The following is a 14,305-nucleotide window of genomic DNA, read 5'->3' as shown; positions in this document are numbered from 1 at the left end:
TACTCAGCGCGAGTTGACGATGTTCATCACCGCCGCGAAGTCTTGCTGATCGGTGGCGTATTTGTTGTAGATCTTGACCGCGAAGCTCTCGATCCCGGCCAGCGAGATCTGGCCTTTCTCGATGATCGTGACGCCTTCCTTGCGCGCTTTCTCGCGCGAGCGCGCTTCGCTCTCGGCCCACAGCTTCTTCATCAGAGCCGACGAATCCTTCGCTGCGGCCTGGAGCTGCTTCTTCTGGTCCGCCGACAGCGTGTTCCAGGTCTTCTTCGAGATCAGCAGCACTTCGGGCACCGTGCTGTGCTCGTCGACGGTGTAGTAGCGTGCGTATTTGTAATGCCCGCTCGACACATAGGAAGGCAGGTTGTTCTCCGCGCCGTCTATCGTGCCGTTCTTCAGCGCCTCTTCGACCTTGTCGAATGGAACACTGACCGGTTTGCCGCCCAGCATCGTGATCAGGTCGCGGTAGACCGGAGAGTCCTGGACGCGGATGCGCAGCCCGGCGAAGTCGGAGTGGGTGCGGATCGGCTTGTGCGTCGTATAGAAGGAGCGCGTGCCACTGTCGTAGTAGGTCAGCACGATGGCGCCGGCACGGTCGACTTCGTTGGCAAGACGGGTGCCGAAGTCCCCACTCAGCGTGTGCCACAGGTGATCGCGCGAGCGAAACAGATAGGGCAGACTCAGCACGCGCGCCGCGGGCACTTCGCTGCCCAGCACCGCCGCATTGACCCGGGCAATGTCGAGCTTGCCGGTGCGCACCTTTTCCCAGACCTGGCTTTCACTGCCGAGCTGGCCGCTGTGGTGCAGCTGGATGGTGAGGCTTCCACGGCTCAGCTCGCTGAGGCGGCTTCCGAGGAATTCCTCGGCCTTGACGATCGCGTGGTCAGGGGGTTGGACTTCAGCGGTGACCAGGTCGCGTGCCTCGGCTGAGCCGGTCACGGACAAGAAAAGCGCCGTGGCAGCCAGCCAAATCTTCTTATTCATTGATTCTGTCTCCTGTATTTTTATCGCCATCCCCTGCGGAAGGCTCGTCGTCCGCAGGAGCATGCTCTGCATGCTAGCTTATTCCTGCGGAGCCGAATCGCCGGGGGGCAATGATTTTTGACAGATTTGTCAAAGAACTCGCTGTCTCCACCGCGAGACTAACGCGAATTAGGATATGAAAAACCCTTCGTTCCCTGTCTCGGGAACGCTGGATAGACTGACCTGGCGTTGATCTTCCCCTCCACCAACGTTCCAGGAGTCAAGATGAATTCCCTATTCAAGCGTATTGCCGCTCCGACGCTGATCGCGCTAGCGGCCACGATTGCCAGTGGACTGGCCCATGCCGGAAAGCTCGAAGATATCCGTAAGGCGGGAGTGCTGAGGACCGCGGTTTTCGACAGCAATCCTCCTTTCGGTTCGGTCGACCCGAAGAGCCGTGAGATCGTCGGCTACGACATCGATTTCGCCAAAGCGCTGGCGAAGAAGCTCGGCGTCAAGCTCGAACTGGTGCCGACCAATCCGGCCAACCGGATTCCGCTACTGCAGTCGGGCAAGGCCGATCTGATCGTCGCCGATATCACGATCACGCCCGAACGCGCCCAGGTCGTCGATTTCAGCTATCCCTACTTCGTGACCGGTCAGCAGTTCCTGGTCCCGGTGAAGAGCGCGAACAAGCTCGATGGCTACGCTGCATCGCGGATCGGTGCGGTCAAGGGCACGACCGGAGAGCAGGCCCTGCACGCCCGTTTCCCGAAGGCCCAGGTCGTTGCCTATGACGACATTCCGCTGGCGCTGACTGCGCTGCGCAATGGCAACGTCAATGCGATCACTCAGGACAGCTCCATCCTGGTCGGGCTGCTCGCCGGGGCGCCGGACAAGGCCAAATTCAAGATCTTGCCCGACCTGCTGAGCCGTGAAGACATCGGCGTCGGCGTCCGGAAGGGCGACAAGGCCTTGCTCGACTTCGTCAATGCAAGCCTGCTCGAACTGGAGAAGAGTGGCGAGGCGGCGAAGATCCACGCGCGCTGGTTCGGCAAGGGCAGCAAGGCGCCCGAGCCGCGCAACTTCAAGATCACCGCGCACGGCTGAGCGCTTAGTCGATGAATGGTCTGGCGCTGGACTGGGCGGGCGTGCTCTCGGGAGAGCCCGCCCGCTGGATAGCCTCGGGGCTTGTCGTCTGCGCGCTGAGCACGCTCGTCGCCTCGCTTGCTGCGACCGCGATCGCTTTCGCGCTGCTCGCGCTGAGGATCTCGCCGCTGCGCCCGGCGCGCGCCGTCGCCAGCGCGGTCATCGACGTGCTCTGCAACACGCCGCTCCTGGTCCAGCTTTTTTTCTGGTACTTCGCGGCCTACTCAGCCCTGCCCGAAGCGCTGCGCTCCGCGATCATCGCCGACCACGGCTGGATCAGCGGCAACGAGAATATCCGTCTGCTGACCCCCGAGTTTGTCTGCGCGACCTGGGCCATGGCCTGGTTCGGTGGCGCATTCCTTGCCGAGGAGCTCAGAACCGGCTTGCTGGCCGTCCCGCGCGCGCAGTACGCCGCGGCGCTGAGCCTGGGCTTTCGCCACAACGAGGCCTTCCGTTACGTGCTGTTTCCGCAGGCATTGCGCAACGCCTGGCCGCCTATGGTTGGGCAGTACCTGAACCTGATGAAACTCTCGTCTCTGGCTTCGGCGATTGGCCTGGCCGAACTGACCTACCGGGTTCGCGAGATCGAGGCTTATAACGCCCATGCGCTCGAAGCCTATGCGGTCGGCACGACGCTCTACCTGTTCCTGGGCCTCGCAATGAGCCAGCTTCTGATGTTCAGGGCTTCACGGTTCAGGGTGGCCCGGCGATGAGCTTGGCGTGGGCGGTCATCGCTGACAACTTTACCTATCTGATCTGGGGGCGCACCGACCTGGGCGAGATCGGCGGGCTTTTGCTGACCGTGCTGATCGCAATCGCGGCGGGATCTCTCGCGCTGCTCGGCGGAGTGCTTCTGGCCGCGGTGGCCTGGCGCTGGCCGGGTTGGGTGAGCCGGGTCGTGATTGCCTGGGCCGAGCTGATCCGCGGCATCCCGCTGATCTTCGTGATCTTCTGGCTCTACTTCCTGTTGCCGCGCTGGCTGGGGCGGGACGTGCCGGGGGCCTTGACCGTGATCGTCGCGCTGGCCTGGTTCAGTTCGGCCGCGGTGATGCATTCGACTCTGGCCGCGCTCGCCGCGCTCCCGCATGGGCAGAGCGAAGCCGCCCTCGCCTGTGGCCTGAGCCGCACCCAGACCTTGGTCTGGATCCTCGCGCCGCAGGCTTTGCGCAATCTCGGACCTTCGTGGATCGCGCTTTTCGTTTCGCTGATCAAGGACACTTCGCTCGCCTTCATCGTCAATGTGGCCGAGCTGACGATGGTCGCGGGCCAGGTCAACGCCCGTACCCAGCTCTATCCGACCGAGATCTTCCTGTTCATCGGCGCACTCTATTTTCTGCTCTGCCACGGTTTCGGCGTTCTCGCGCGTCGGCTGCTGGTTTGGATCGCACCGCCTCTGCCCGGGCGCTGAGGCTTCACTCCGGCCAGTCGGGCTGGGCGAAGGACTCGATCAGGAAATCGATCATCAGTCTCACCTTCGTCGACACGTGTTTGCGGGTCGGATAGACCGCATAGATCCCGAAATCGGTCGAACGGTATTCGGGCAAGACTTCAACCAGCGCGCCCGAGCGCAGATCGCAGCCGACCAGAAAGGTCGGCTGCAGGATCAGCCCTGCGCCCTGCAGCGCCGCGACGCGGCAGGTGTCGCCGTTGTTCGTGTAGAGGGACGGGCTGGTCCTGATCGAATGATGCCCGTCGGGGCCATCGAACTCCCAGGTGTTCCCGGTTGCCAGCTGGCTGTAAGCGAGGATGCGGTGATTCACCAGTTCGTTCGGGTGCACGGGGGTGCCAGCGCGCGCCAGATAGTCGGGTGACGCGCACAGCACGACCCGGGTCGTGCAGAGCCGGCGGCAGATCAGGCTGGAGCTGGGCAGGCGGGCGATCCGGATCGCGAGGTCATAGCCTTCCTCGACGAGGTCGACGACGCGGTCGTTTAGCGTGATGTCGAGCGCGACCTTTGGGTGACTCTGCTGAAACTTCCCCCACAGCGGCGCGAGATGGACGATGCCGAAGCTGACCGGTCCGTTGATACGGAGCAGCCCCGAGGCTTCGCCCGAACGCGACGTGATCTCCGCTTCGGCTTCGTCCAGCGCGTTCAGCAGCTCCCGGCAGCGGGCATGGAAGACTTCCCCTTCCTCGGTCAGCGAGAGCCTGCGGGTCGTCCGGTGCAGCAGCCTGACGCCCAAGCGGGCTTCGAGGTCGGCGATCAGCCGCGAGACCGCCGGTTTCGAAGCCTGCAACGCCTCGGACGCTCCGACGAAGCTTCCCGCTTCGACGACCGCGACGAAGGTGCGCATCTCGACAAACTTGTCCATTGTTCCTGATCCTGAAACAGTTAAATGTATTTTGCGCTGTTTTTCGGTTCGTCTCAAATCAATAGAGTGTCGTCCATGGGCTGACGCAGCCCACTTCAACGAAGCTCGACAAGGAGATTGATCATGAAAGTCACAGTCATCGGCGCCGGCAACATGGGATCCGCATTCGTCAAACAGCTCGCCGCCGCGGGGCATGAAGTCAGCGTCGTCGCCCGCGATCACGCGAAAGCCCAGGCTCTGGCGAGCCGCTTCGCCGGCGTCAAGGCGCCCGAGGCCGCTTCCGCCGCCCGGGATTCCGAACTCTTCGTCGTCGCGACCGCTTTTCCCGACGCGGTGCCGGCGCTCAAGGCGCTGGGAACCCTGGCGGGCAAGGTGATCATCGACATCACGAATCCGCTGACCGCTGACTACATGGGTCTGACCCTGGGCCACACGACTTCGGCCGGCGAGGAGATCGCCGCTGCCTTCCCCGCCGCCCGCGTCGTCAAGGCCTTCAACACGGTGTTCGCCCAGGCTCTGGACGGTGGGGCCGACTTTGGCAAGGGGCAGACGCTTAGCGTCTTTGTCGCCACCGATGACGTCGAAGCGAAGAAGACTGTGACTGCTTTGGCCGAGGGGATGGGCTTTGCGACGATCGATGCCGGTCCGCTGAAGAACGCCCGCTACCTCGAGCCGCTGGCCGGTTTGAACATCTATCTGGGTTATGGCGCTGGGCTGGGCACCGCGATCGCGCCGACCTGGATCCACAAGGCCTGAGCCGCGCAAGCCGCACCGACAAACGAATTCCGGAGAAGAAAATGAGGAACGCTTTCAAACTCACCCTTGCTGTTGCTCTGCTGGCCGGAACGAGCGGCCTTGCATTGGCACAGCCTTCCTCCCGCGCCGATGCCGCGCAGATCGCCGCGCTGAAGCAGCAGGTCCGCATCGTTGCCCAGACCCGCAAGACCGAGCAGGCCCATCTCGCGAACTTCGACGACCTCGACTTCAACGTCTACAGCGGTCAGAAGTGGGAAGAACTCGGCAAGAGCCACGCGCAGGACATCACGGTGCACTGGCCGGATGGCCGGGTCACGAAGGGGATTGCCGCACACATCGAAGATCTGAAGGGGATGTTCGTGTTTGCGCCGGACACCCGGATCAAGGAGCACCCGATTCGGATCGCCTCGGGCGAATGGACCGCGGTCTCGGGCGCGATCGAAGGCACGTTCACGAAGCCGATGCCGATCGGTGGGGGCAAGTCGATAGAGCCGACCGGCAAGACCTACAAGCTGGGCATGGTCACGATCGGCCACTGGAACAAGGCGGGCGTCATGGATGAAGAGTGGCTGATGTGGGACAACCAGTCCTTCATGAAGCAGCTCGGGTTGGCGCAGTAAGCGTTCGGCAAGCGCGGCGCGGCCCCTCTCAGGAGGAGCCGCGCCGCGCTTGCCTTTTGCTGAGGGCGCCGATATGCTCGCGCCAGCAATAAGTAATACAAATTGCATCATAAAAATAATCAAGCATGGATTCCCCATGCAGGCTCGCAAAGATGGACCCGGCTCGGACTGGACCAGGCCGGAAGCGCAGCCTGCTCTCCGTTGAATTGACTCGCTCCGCTCCCTGATCCCTGTCTGCGCCGTCGTCCGTGACGGCGGATCGCTCCGCCCTGTTCACCTGGAGGAGTTTTGCGATGAGGTATCAGAAAAGCGGAGGAGCGCTGAGCGTTCTGGCGCTGTCGCTGGCGCTGTTCGGCTGCGGTGGAAGCAGCAACAGCGGTGGGGATACGGATCTGAAGCTGCATGTGGCTTCGCCCGACTGGCAGGATCAGATCGTCTATTTCGTGATGACCGACCGCTTCAACGACGGCGATCCGACGAACAACGATCAGGGCGCGGGCGAGTACGACCCGAAAGACGGCTCGAAGTACTCGGGCGGCGACCTGAAGGGCGTCGAGCAGAAGATCGACTACATCAAGGGGCTGGGGGCGACGACGGTCTGGGTCACGCCTCCGGTCGCGAACCAGTGGTGGGATCCGCAGACCAACTACGGCGGCTATCACGGCTACTGGGCGTCGAACTTCATGGAAGTCGACAAGCACATGGGCTCGCTCGACGACTACAAGCATCTGTCCTCTTCGCTGCACAAGGCCGGCATGTATCTGATGCAGGACGTCGTCGTCAATCACACGGGCAACTTCTTCAGTTACCCGAGCGGCTGGGACGCGAACGATCCGACCAAGGGCCTGGTCATGAACACCGGCTCCAAACCTGGCTCGGCGCCGACCCAGGCTCTGTTCAGCCAGAACGATCCGCGCGTTGCGGCCAACGTCAAGGCGGGCATCTATCACTGGACGCCGGCGATCAGCGACTACAGCAATGCGGTCCAGGAGAAGACCTACCAGCTCTCCGACCTCGACGACCTGAACACGACGAATCCGACTGTGCGCGACGAACTGCGCAAGAGCTACGACTACTGGATCCAGAGCGTCGGCGTCGATGCCTTCCGCATCGATACGGCCTTCTACGTCGAGCCGGACTTCTTCAAGGACTTCCTGTATTCGGGCGACAAGGCCAACCCCGGTGTGATGGCCACTGCGAAAGCGACCGGCCGCTCCAATTTCTTCGCGTTCGGCGAAGGCTTCGCGAGCGACAAGGCCTATCAGAACACCTACGAGAAGAAGATCGACAGCTACATGACGGATCCGTCCGACGGTAGCGACATCCTGCCCGGGATGATCAACTTCCCGCTTTACGGAACGGCCGGCGACGTGTTCGCGCGCGGTCAGGCGACGGCTCAGCTGGGCTACCGGATCCGGCAGATGATGGCCATGCACAAGAGGCCCCATCTGATGCCGTCCTTCCTCGACAACCACGACGTCAACCGCTTCCTGAGCGGTGGCTCGCAGGACGGCCTGAAACAGAACCTGCTGATGATGATGACTTTGCCCGGCATCCCGGTCATCTATTACGGCACCGAACAGGCCTTCACCGAGCAGCGCGGCGCGATGTTCAAGGGCGGCTACAAGTCCGACGACAAGGATCACTTCGACACCAGCGCGCCCCTGTACCAGTACATCGCCCAGGTCTCGCAGCTGCGCAAGTCGAACAAGGTGTTCTCGCGCGGCACGCCGACCGTGCTGAAGGAGAATGCCGCTTCGGCGGGAGCCTTCGCGTACAAGATGGACTACGAGGGGCAGACTGCGGTCGTCGTCTACAACACGTCGGACAGCGAGGTGCTGATCGACAATGTGGCAACCGGTCTCGCCGCGAATTCGGAGCTGACCGCCGCCTTCGCGATGAACGGGACCGCGCCGAAAGTCGTCGTCGACGGCAACGGCCAGTTCACGCTTCGCCTGCCCGCCCGTGCCGCCTACGTCTGGCTCGCCAGCGGCAAGACCGGCACTCCGGCCGCCGCGACCGGCACTCTGACGATGAGCGCGCTGACCGATACGACCGAGGCTGGTGACTTCACGGTTTCCGGCACGTCGAGCAAGGTCGCGAGTTTCAAGCTGGTCGTCGATGGCGACCTCGCGAACGCGAAGAGCGTGACCCCGGCCGCCGACGGCAGCTGGTCGGCGAGCGTCGACACCAGCACGATGATCGATTCGAGCATCCGTCACAGCCTCGTCGCGTGGAGCGAGGAGAGCGGAGCGATCTCGGCGAGCGGCACTTTCTACGTCGACCGGCCCTTCGTCCAGGTGGCCCAGATCGACGATCCGGCCGGCGACGACACGGGGCCGACTGGCGCCTATCACTATCCGAGCGACGATTCCTGGGGGACGAACCATCAGGGCGACATCCGGAAAGTGACCGTGGCGACGGCCGGCGGTTCGATGAAGATAGACATCCAGACTCCGCTCGTGACCAGCACCTGGAATCCTTCGAACGGCTTCGACCACGTCGCCTTCACGATCTTCATCCAGCTCCCGGGCAAGGCGGGAGGGACGAGCGTGATGCCGCAGCAGAACGCGAGCCTGCCTGACGGGATGAGCTGGAACTACCGGATCCGCGCCCACGGCTGGTCCAATGCCTTGTTCTCGTCGAGCGGCGCTTCGACGAGCAGCGAAGGCACGACCGTCTCGCCGGCCGCCAGCATCCAGGTGGACAAGACGACGAATACGGTCAGCTTCACGCTGACCGATGCTTCGCTCGGCAAGCCCGCCTCGCTGTCCGGTGCGAAGATCTACGTGACTACCTGGGACTACGACGGCGGCTATCGCGGCCTCTCTCCGACCACCCAGCAGTGGTCCTTCTGGGGGGGCGCTGCCACCGATCCGCTGGTCCTCGACGCGACCCAGGTCATCACTCTGCCCTGATTCGCCGTCACTGACCGCCCAAAGCGCACCCCGCGGGGTGCGCTTTTTCGTCAGAAACCTTCAAGCACCAGCTTGCCGATCGATCTTCCGCTCTCGATCAACTCGTGCGCATGCCTGAGGTTTTCGGCCGAGATGCTGCCTTGCGAGCGGGTCAGCGTTGTGCGCAGGCGAGCGCTGTCAGCGAGGCGCGCAATCTCGTCGAGGATCTCGCCTTGGCGGGCCATGTCGGTGGTCTGGAAATGGCTGCGCGTGAACATGCTCTCCCAGTGCAGCGAGAGGCTCTTGGCCTTCATCTTCATCACGTCCAGGGCCGGGAAGTCGTCGATCAGCGCGAGTTTTCCTTGAGGGGCGAGCGCCTCGACACAGTCGTCGAAGTGCTCGATGGTATGAGTCAGCGACGCGACCATGGAGACCTCTGTGATTCCGAGTGCCGCGAGTTGCGGAGCGAGACGCTGATGATGGTCGATCACGGCATGCGCGCCCAGCTCGGTGACCCAGCGCGCGCTCTCGGGGCGGGAGGCCGTCGCGATGACCTTCAGGCGGGTCAGCCGACGCGCGAGCTGGATCAGCATCGAACCGACGCCACCGGCTGCGCCGACGATCAGCAGGCTCTGCCCCTCGCCGCCGTCGCGGGCGACACCCAGACGCTCGAAGAGCAGCTCCCAGGCCGTGATCGAGGTCAGCGGCAGCGCCGCCGCTTCAGCATCGCTCAGCGAAGTCGGTGCGTGGCCGACCAGGCGGGCGTCGACGATCTGCCGCTCGCTGTTGCTGCCCGCGCGGTTTCGGTCGCCTGCGTAGAAGACCCGGTCTCCGGGTTTGAAGCCGGAAGCCTGTGAGCCTGCTTCGAGCACGGTGCCGACCGCATCCCAACCCAGCACGACCGGGTGGTCCGGCTCGGGGGAACGGTTCAGCCTGACCTTCGCGTCGACCGGATTGACCGAAATCGCCCTGACCCGAACCAGCAGGTCGTGCGGCGATTCGAGCCGCGGGTCGGGCAAGTCCATATCCTGCAGCGCCCGAGGATCGCTGATCGGCAACGAATGCGTATAGGCGACGGCTTTCATCTGTGATTCCTTTGTTTGACTTGGCAGTGCAGAGATTGTGGTGTTTCAATCTGCGCTTGATAAGCCAGCGTTCAATTCATTCTTAATCAAATGAGATTTGAAAATATCGAAGAGCCCCGCGTTTTCGTCGAGACCGCTCGCCGGGGCTCGCTGAGCGCGGCGGCGAGGGCCTTGCAGATCACGCCGGCGGCGGCCAGCGCGGCGCTGAAGAAGCTCGAAGCGCGGCTGGGGGTCCGGCTGTTCGAGCGGACGACCCGTTCGCTGCGCATCACGAGCGAGGGCGAAGTGCTGCTCGGCTACTGCGAGCGGGCCCTGTCCCTGCTCGACGAAGGTGCGACCGCGCTGGCCGAGGCTAGTGGGACGCTGAGCGGGCGTCTGCGCGTCACCGCGCCGTCGGACCTCGTGCGGCGGACGATGCTGCCGATGCTCGATGGCTTTCTCGATGCCCACCCCGGCGTCGAGCTGATGCTGTCGGTCGGCGATGCGGTCCAGGATGTCGTCCGCGACCAGGTCGATGTCGCGCTGCGCTACGGTGAGCCCAGGGACAGCCGTCTCGTCGCGCTGCCGATCGCTGAGGCCTGCCGCTCGGCGGTCGCCTCGCCCGCCTATCTGGCCGAGCGCGGCACTCCGCTGCACCCCGAGGATCTGGCCGGGCACGAGTGCCTGAGCTTCGTGATCCGCCAGCGCCGCCAGCAGCTCTGGCCCTTCTGGCCGGAAGGAGGGGGCGACGCGCTCAAGGTGCGCGTCGGCGGGCGGCGCACCGCCGACGACGGCGGCATCGTCCAGCGCTGGGCGATAGAGGGCAGAGGGATCGCCTACAAGAGCGAGCTCGATACCGCCGAGGCTCTGGCCAGCGGAGCGCTCGTGCGCCTGTTCCCCGCCTGGCGCGGCGAGAGCGTTCCGCTCAACGCGATCCTGCCTTCGAACCGCTTCATCCCGGCCCGCGCCCGGGCGCTGGTCAAACACCTGCAGCAGAGTTTCGCTGCCCTTGTCGCGTGAAATGCCCCTTCACGAAAGTGAGGTGGTAGCAGTTGATGATCTCGTTGGCGGCCGAGAAAGTCTCGGCGGCGCCGCCCAGATAGAACAGCCAACAGCGGCGGAACTTCTCGTCGAAGCGCTGCGGGTCGAGCGCGCGGATCCGCTCGCGAGCTCGATACCGCCGAGGCTCTGGCCAGCGGAGCGCTCGTGCGCCTGTTCCCCGCCTGGCGCGGCGAGAGCGTTCCGCTCAACGCGATCCTGCCTTCGAACCGCTTCATCCCGGCCCGCGCCCGGGCGCTGGTCAAACACCTGCAGCAGAGTTTCGCTGCCCTTGTCGCGTGAAATGCCCCTTCACGAAAGTGAGGTGGTAGCAGTTGATGATCTCGTTGGCGGCCGAGAAAGTCTCGGCGGCGCCGCCCAGATAGAACAGCCAACAGCGGCGGAACTTCTCGTCGAAGCGCTGCGGGTCGAGCGCGCGGATCCGCTCCCAGTTCGCTTCGAAATTCCTCAACCACTGCTCCACGGTCCGGTGATAGTGGTAGGAGCGGTTTTCGACCGTGAGCAGATCCAGACCGTATTTCTCCATCAGGGTCAGCGTTTCGGCGAGGCCGGGAATGTAGCCGCCGGGGAAGATGTGCTTGATCGTGCAGTAGTTGGTCGGCCGCTTGCGGATGTTGAAGGTTGCCGAGATCAGGCCGATTCCGCCAGGGCGAAGGCCGCGGGCGATGCTCCGTATCCAGGCTTCGTTGCAGTCGCGTCCGGCGTGCTCATGGACGCCGACCGAAACGAAGCGATCGTAGGCATCGGGTTCATTCTCAAGTTCCCGGTGGTCCTTCTCGAACAGCGAGATTTTTCCGTGAAAACCCGACTCGGCCAGAACCTTGCGCATGCCCTCGTTCTGGGCTTTGACGAGGCCGTAGCAGCTCACGTCGGCCCCGTATTTCTCGGCCGCCAGCCTCGCCAGATATCCCCAGCCGGGGCCGACTTCAATCAGCTTGTCGCCGGGTTTGAGCTGCAGCCTCTGGCAGATCCGCTCGAAGTTGTTGTGTTGCGCCTCGTCGAGGTAGGTGGTTTCCGCCTTCCAGAACCCTTCCGTGTAGCCATAGGTGTTGCCGAGCACGAGGTGGAAGAACTCGGTCGGCAAGCCGTAGTGGAAGGAAGCATTGCGCTTGGCCTGCGCGACATCGGCATTGTTCTGACGCCACTCCAGCAGCCGTCTTTTCACCCAGGTCAGCGGATGTTCGAAGCGGCCGTAAGGCTTCTGGTAGCCGAGATTGACCAGCTTGCGCAGGCCTTGCTCGCCCTGGATGTCGATGTCACCCCTGAAATAGGCTTCGAGAAATTCGAACATCCCGCCGAGGATCATCCGCCACTCGGCGGCGCGGCGGCGGAAGACGATCGTGACATCCGGCTCGCCGATGGCCGTGGTGTGGTGCTCCGAGCCATCCGCAAACACCACGCGCAGATGGTATTTCTGGCCTTCGGCGACGCCGTCGACGATTTTCCGGATCAGCCTGTGAAGCATGTCTGTCTGCGCCTCAACGGTGCTCCGCGTACATGTAGCGACGTGACCAGTCCAGCTGACCGGAGGAACGGCCGGCCTTGTGGCAGAGGATCTGGTAGATCGCGATCAGGTCGTGTTCGAAGGCGTGCGCACAGCCGATCAGATAGACGCGCCAGATCCTGAAAATCGGATCGCTGACCAGTTCGCGGATCGCCTCCTGGTTCTGTTCGAAGTTGTGCGACCACAGCGCGAGGGTGCGGGCGTAGTGGCGGCGCAGGTTCTCGACGTCGAGCACTTCCAGCCCGCCCTGTTGCGCGGCTCTCAGCGCCAGGCTCAGGTGGGGCAGCTCTCCGCCCGGGAAGACATAACGGTCGATGAAGCTGCCGGCCCCGAAGGGGGTATCGCGGCTTTCGGGGTCGCTGGTCGTGATGCCGTGGTTCAGCGCCAGGCCGTCGTCGGCCAGAAGCGCGTTGATCCGGTTGAAATAGGCGGGGAGATTCTTCAGGCCGACGTGTTCGAACATGCCGACGCTGCTGATCCGGTCGAACTGCCCGTGCACATCCCGATAGTCCTGCAGGCGGATTTCGACCCGGTCGGCTAGGCCTGCGGCTTCGACCCTCTGGCGCGCGTGTTCGTATTGGTTGCGCGACAGCGTGATGCCGACGCAGTGAGCGCCGTAGTGCTCGGCGGCGCGCAGAACCAGTGCGCCCCAGCCACAGCCGATGTCGAGCAGGGTTTGACCGGGTTCGAGCTTCAGCTTGGTCAGGATCAGGTCGATTTTCTGCCGCTGCGCGGTCGCGAGGTCCTCGTCGCCGCGCTCGAAGTAGGCGCAGGAATAGACCATCTCCGGATCCAGCCAGCTTGCGTAGAACTGATCGGAAACGTCGTAGTGGTAGGCGATCGCCTCGGCGTCCCGGCTGCGGTTGTGGCTGAAGCGGCTCAGCACGCCACCGATCTGATCCAGGCGGCTGTTGGCGCTGTGCGCGAGATCGAAGGCGAGTTCGATCGCGTCGGCGACACGCCCCTCGATGTCTATCTTGCCGCGCACATAGGCTTCGCCCAGCCTGTCCAGGCTGGGCTGGAGCAGGTAGGCCAGCGCGCTCGCGTCATTCGCGCGCAGCGTGACGCGTGGTTCTCCGTGACGTCCGAAATCGAACTCGCGACCGTCCCAGAGCGCCAGCCTGGCCGGAATTGCGATCCGCGGCCGCAGCTGCTCCGCCCAGCGCGCCAGATTCCTCTCCCACATCCCGTCCGCTCCTGATCCGGGCAATCCCGAATTTATAGCCCAATGGACAGCAGGAAGATGCCTCGTCCGGTTCCCGGGCGAGGCGTCTGCCACGGTCGGCGGCGAGCTTTGATCGAGCCCTTCAGTTTCTTCCGGCCAGCGCGAGGCGGATGCCCAGCAGTACGAAGACGGCGCCGATTCCGCGGCAGAGCCAGGCGACGGCATGACGGCCCGGCTTCAGCGAAGCGGCCCGGGCCGAGAGCCAGGCCAGCGCGACGCACCAGAGGGTGCCGTTGAGCGCGAAGATGCCACCGAGGAAAAGGAAGGCGAGAGGCTTGTTGCCAGCCTGGGGGGCGATGAACTGCGGCACGAAGGCGAGGAAGAACAGCGCGACCTTGGGATTGAGAACGTCGGTCAGAAAGCCCTGGCTGAAGATCGCGCGCGTTGATGCCGTGGGCGGCGGGTTCTTCGTTGGCGCTGGAGCGACCGCTGGCGCGCTGCGCATCAGCGTGAGCCCGATCCAGACGAGGTAGGCGGCTCCGGCGAGTTTGACGATCGCGAAGGCGGTGGCCGAAGTCGCGAGGATCGCCGAGAGCCCGGCCGCGGCGGCGAGAATATGCACGCAGCAGCCCAGGCCTATGCCGAGTGCGGCGATCGCTCCAGCCCGGAAGCCGTGGGCGATGCTGCGGGTCGCGACATAGAGCGAATCGGCACCTGGGGTCAGGTTCAGGAGCAGACCGGAGGCGATGAACAGCGGGAGGTGGTGTGTGCCAAGCATGGGGGCTGATCAAGCGAGGGGGAGCACCGATTCTCCCTCTT

The 14,305-nt window shown here is 63.9% G+C and carries 14 protein-coding genes; 8 read left to right on the top strand and 6 right to left on the bottom strand.

Going from position 1 to position 14,305, the window contains the following annotated elements:
- Positions 1-3: 3 nt before the first annotated feature.
- Positions 4-981, bottom strand: coding sequence for a TRAP transporter substrate-binding protein (locus ACHFB9_RS16275; protein ID WP_417068539.1), 978 nt, complete (start codon positions 979-981; stop codon positions 4-6).
- A gap of 264 nt (positions 982-1,245) precedes the next feature.
- Here ACHFB9_RS16275 and ACHFB9_RS16270 point away from each other — a divergent pair, with 264 nt between their 5' ends.
- From ACHFB9_RS16270 to ACHFB9_RS16260, 3 genes are read left to right on the top strand one after another with little or no spacing between them, the layout of a single operon-like run.
- Positions 1,246-2,070 (top strand): ABC transporter substrate-binding protein, encoded by an 825-nt coding sequence (locus tag ACHFB9_RS16270; protein WP_417068538.1) that lies wholly within the window; start codon positions 1,246-1,248, stop codon positions 2,068-2,070.
- Positions 2,071-2,081: 11 nt separating this feature from the next.
- Positions 2,082-2,822 carry an amino acid ABC transporter permease gene (locus tag ACHFB9_RS16265; RefSeq protein ID WP_417068536.1) on the top strand — a complete coding sequence of 247 codons (741 nt, stop codon included), beginning with the start codon at positions 2,082-2,084 and terminating at the stop codon, positions 2,820-2,822.
- A complete protein-coding gene (locus tag ACHFB9_RS16260) occupies positions 2,819-3,517 on the top strand; it encodes an amino acid ABC transporter permease (RefSeq protein ID WP_417068535.1) in 699 nt (232 codons plus the stop codon). The genes ACHFB9_RS16265 and ACHFB9_RS16260 overlap by 4 nt, the downstream gene beginning before the upstream one ends.
- 4 nt (positions 3,518-3,521) lie before the next feature.
- Here ACHFB9_RS16260 and ACHFB9_RS16255 read toward each other — a convergent pair whose 3' ends face one another.
- Positions 3,522-4,421, bottom strand: a complete 900-nt coding sequence (locus tag ACHFB9_RS16255; RefSeq protein ID WP_417068534.1) for a LysR family transcriptional regulator — start codon at positions 4,419-4,421, stop codon at positions 3,522-3,524.
- A 123-nt stretch (positions 4,422-4,544) separates the two neighbouring features.
- Between ACHFB9_RS16255 and ACHFB9_RS16250 the strand changes: the two genes are divergently transcribed.
- The 3 genes from ACHFB9_RS16250 to ACHFB9_RS16240 all read left to right on the top strand — a co-directional run bounded on the left by ACHFB9_RS16250 (position 4,545) and on the right by ACHFB9_RS16240 (position 8,715).
- Complete coding sequence (locus ACHFB9_RS16250; RefSeq protein ID WP_417068532.1) at positions 4,545-5,177, top strand: NADPH-dependent F420 reductase; 633 nt, start codon at positions 4,545-4,547, stop codon at positions 5,175-5,177.
- Between the two features lie 41 nt (positions 5,178-5,218).
- Positions 5,219-5,797 carry an ester cyclase gene (locus tag ACHFB9_RS16245; protein WP_417068530.1) on the top strand — a complete coding sequence of 193 codons (579 nt, stop codon included), beginning with the start codon at positions 5,219-5,221 and terminating at the stop codon, positions 5,795-5,797.
- 293 nt (positions 5,798-6,090) lie between these two features.
- Positions 6,091-8,715: an alpha-amylase family glycosyl hydrolase gene (locus ACHFB9_RS16240; RefSeq protein WP_417068529.1), complete on the top strand. Its 2,625-nt coding sequence runs from the start codon at positions 6,091-6,093 to the stop codon at positions 8,713-8,715.
- Between the two features lie 50 nt (positions 8,716-8,765).
- Here the strand turns inward: ACHFB9_RS16240 and ACHFB9_RS16235 are convergent, their stop codons facing one another.
- A complete protein-coding gene (locus ACHFB9_RS16235) occupies positions 8,766-9,779 on the bottom strand; it encodes a zinc-binding alcohol dehydrogenase family protein (RefSeq protein ID WP_417068528.1) in 1,014 nt (337 codons plus the stop codon).
- A 90-nt stretch (positions 9,780-9,869) separates the two neighbouring features.
- Between ACHFB9_RS16235 and ACHFB9_RS16230 the strand changes: the two genes are divergently transcribed.
- Together ACHFB9_RS16230 and ACHFB9_RS16225 are read left to right on the top strand one after the other, a co-directional pair.
- Complete coding sequence (locus ACHFB9_RS16230; RefSeq protein WP_417068527.1) at positions 9,870-10,778, top strand: LysR substrate-binding domain-containing protein; 909 nt, start codon at positions 9,870-9,872, stop codon at positions 10,776-10,778.
- A 186-nt stretch (positions 10,779-10,964) separates the two neighbouring features.
- A complete protein-coding gene (locus ACHFB9_RS16225; protein ID WP_417068526.1) occupies positions 10,965-11,099 on the top strand; it encodes a hypothetical protein in 135 nt (44 codons plus the stop codon).
- Here ACHFB9_RS16225 and ACHFB9_RS16220 read toward each other — a convergent pair.
- From ACHFB9_RS16220 to ACHFB9_RS16210, 3 genes are all read right to left on the bottom strand, one after another.
- Entirely contained in the window at positions 11,059-12,282 is a 1,224-nt protein-coding gene (locus tag ACHFB9_RS16220; protein ID WP_417068525.1) for a class I SAM-dependent methyltransferase, read from the bottom strand. The two genes, ACHFB9_RS16225 and ACHFB9_RS16220, sit on opposite strands and share 41 nt — an antisense overlap.
- A 13-nt stretch (positions 12,283-12,295) precedes the next feature.
- Positions 12,296-13,507 carry a class I SAM-dependent methyltransferase gene (locus ACHFB9_RS16215; RefSeq protein ID WP_417068524.1) on the bottom strand — a complete coding sequence of 404 codons (1,212 nt, stop codon included), beginning with the start codon at positions 13,505-13,507 and terminating at the stop codon, positions 12,296-12,298.
- Positions 13,508-13,628: 121 nt separating this feature from the next.
- Positions 13,629-14,264 carry a LysE family translocator gene (locus ACHFB9_RS16210; protein ID WP_417068523.1) on the bottom strand — a complete coding sequence of 212 codons (636 nt, stop codon included), beginning with the start codon at positions 14,262-14,264 and terminating at the stop codon, positions 13,629-13,631.
- Positions 14,265-14,305: the final 41 nt, after the last annotated feature.

Source organism: Niveibacterium terrae (genome assembly GCF_048213115.1).
Lineage (GTDB): Bacteria > Pseudomonadota > Gammaproteobacteria > Burkholderiales > Rhodocyclaceae > Niveibacterium > Niveibacterium terrae.
Note: the sequence above shows the minus strand (reverse complement) of the source record. Positions and strands in the feature narration are given on the sequence as shown.

Excerpts from the sequence above, each read along its gene's own strand:
- ACHFB9_RS16275 (WP_417068539.1), bottom strand. The coding sequence starts at position 981 with ATGAATAAGAAGATTTGGCTGGCTGCCACGGCGCTTTTCTTGTCCGTG.
- ACHFB9_RS16270 (WP_417068538.1), top strand. The coding sequence starts at position 1,246 with ATGAATTCCCTATTCAAGCGTATTGCCGCTCCGACGCTGATCGCGCTA.
- ACHFB9_RS16265 (WP_417068536.1), top strand. The coding sequence starts at position 2,082 with ATGAATGGTCTGGCGCTGGACTGGGCGGGCGTGCTCTCGGGAGAGCCC.
- ACHFB9_RS16260 (WP_417068535.1), top strand. The coding sequence starts at position 2,819 with ATGAGCTTGGCGTGGGCGGTCATCGCTGACAACTTTACCTATCTGATC.
- ACHFB9_RS16255 (WP_417068534.1), bottom strand. The coding sequence starts at position 4,421 with ATGGACAAGTTTGTCGAGATGCGCACCTTCGTCGCGGTCGTCGAAGCG.
- ACHFB9_RS16250 (WP_417068532.1), top strand. The coding sequence starts at position 4,545 with ATGAAAGTCACAGTCATCGGCGCCGGCAACATGGGATCCGCATTCGTC.
- ACHFB9_RS16245 (WP_417068530.1), top strand. The coding sequence starts at position 5,219 with ATGAGGAACGCTTTCAAACTCACCCTTGCTGTTGCTCTGCTGGCCGGA.
- ACHFB9_RS16240 (WP_417068529.1), top strand. The coding sequence starts at position 6,091 with ATGAGGTATCAGAAAAGCGGAGGAGCGCTGAGCGTTCTGGCGCTGTCG.
- ACHFB9_RS16235 (WP_417068528.1), bottom strand. The coding sequence starts at position 9,779 with ATGAAAGCCGTCGCCTATACGCATTCGTTGCCGATCAGCGATCCTCGG.
- ACHFB9_RS16230 (WP_417068527.1), top strand. The coding sequence starts at position 9,870 with ATGAGATTTGAAAATATCGAAGAGCCCCGCGTTTTCGTCGAGACCGCT.
- ACHFB9_RS16220 (WP_417068525.1), bottom strand. The coding sequence starts at position 12,282 with ATGCTTCACAGGCTGATCCGGAAAATCGTCGACGGCGTCGCCGAAGGC.
- ACHFB9_RS16215 (WP_417068524.1), bottom strand. The coding sequence starts at position 13,507 with ATGTGGGAGAGGAATCTGGCGCGCTGGGCGGAGCAGCTGCGGCCGCGG.
- ACHFB9_RS16210 (WP_417068523.1), bottom strand. The coding sequence starts at position 14,264 with ATGCTTGGCACACACCACCTCCCGCTGTTCATCGCCTCCGGTCTGCTC.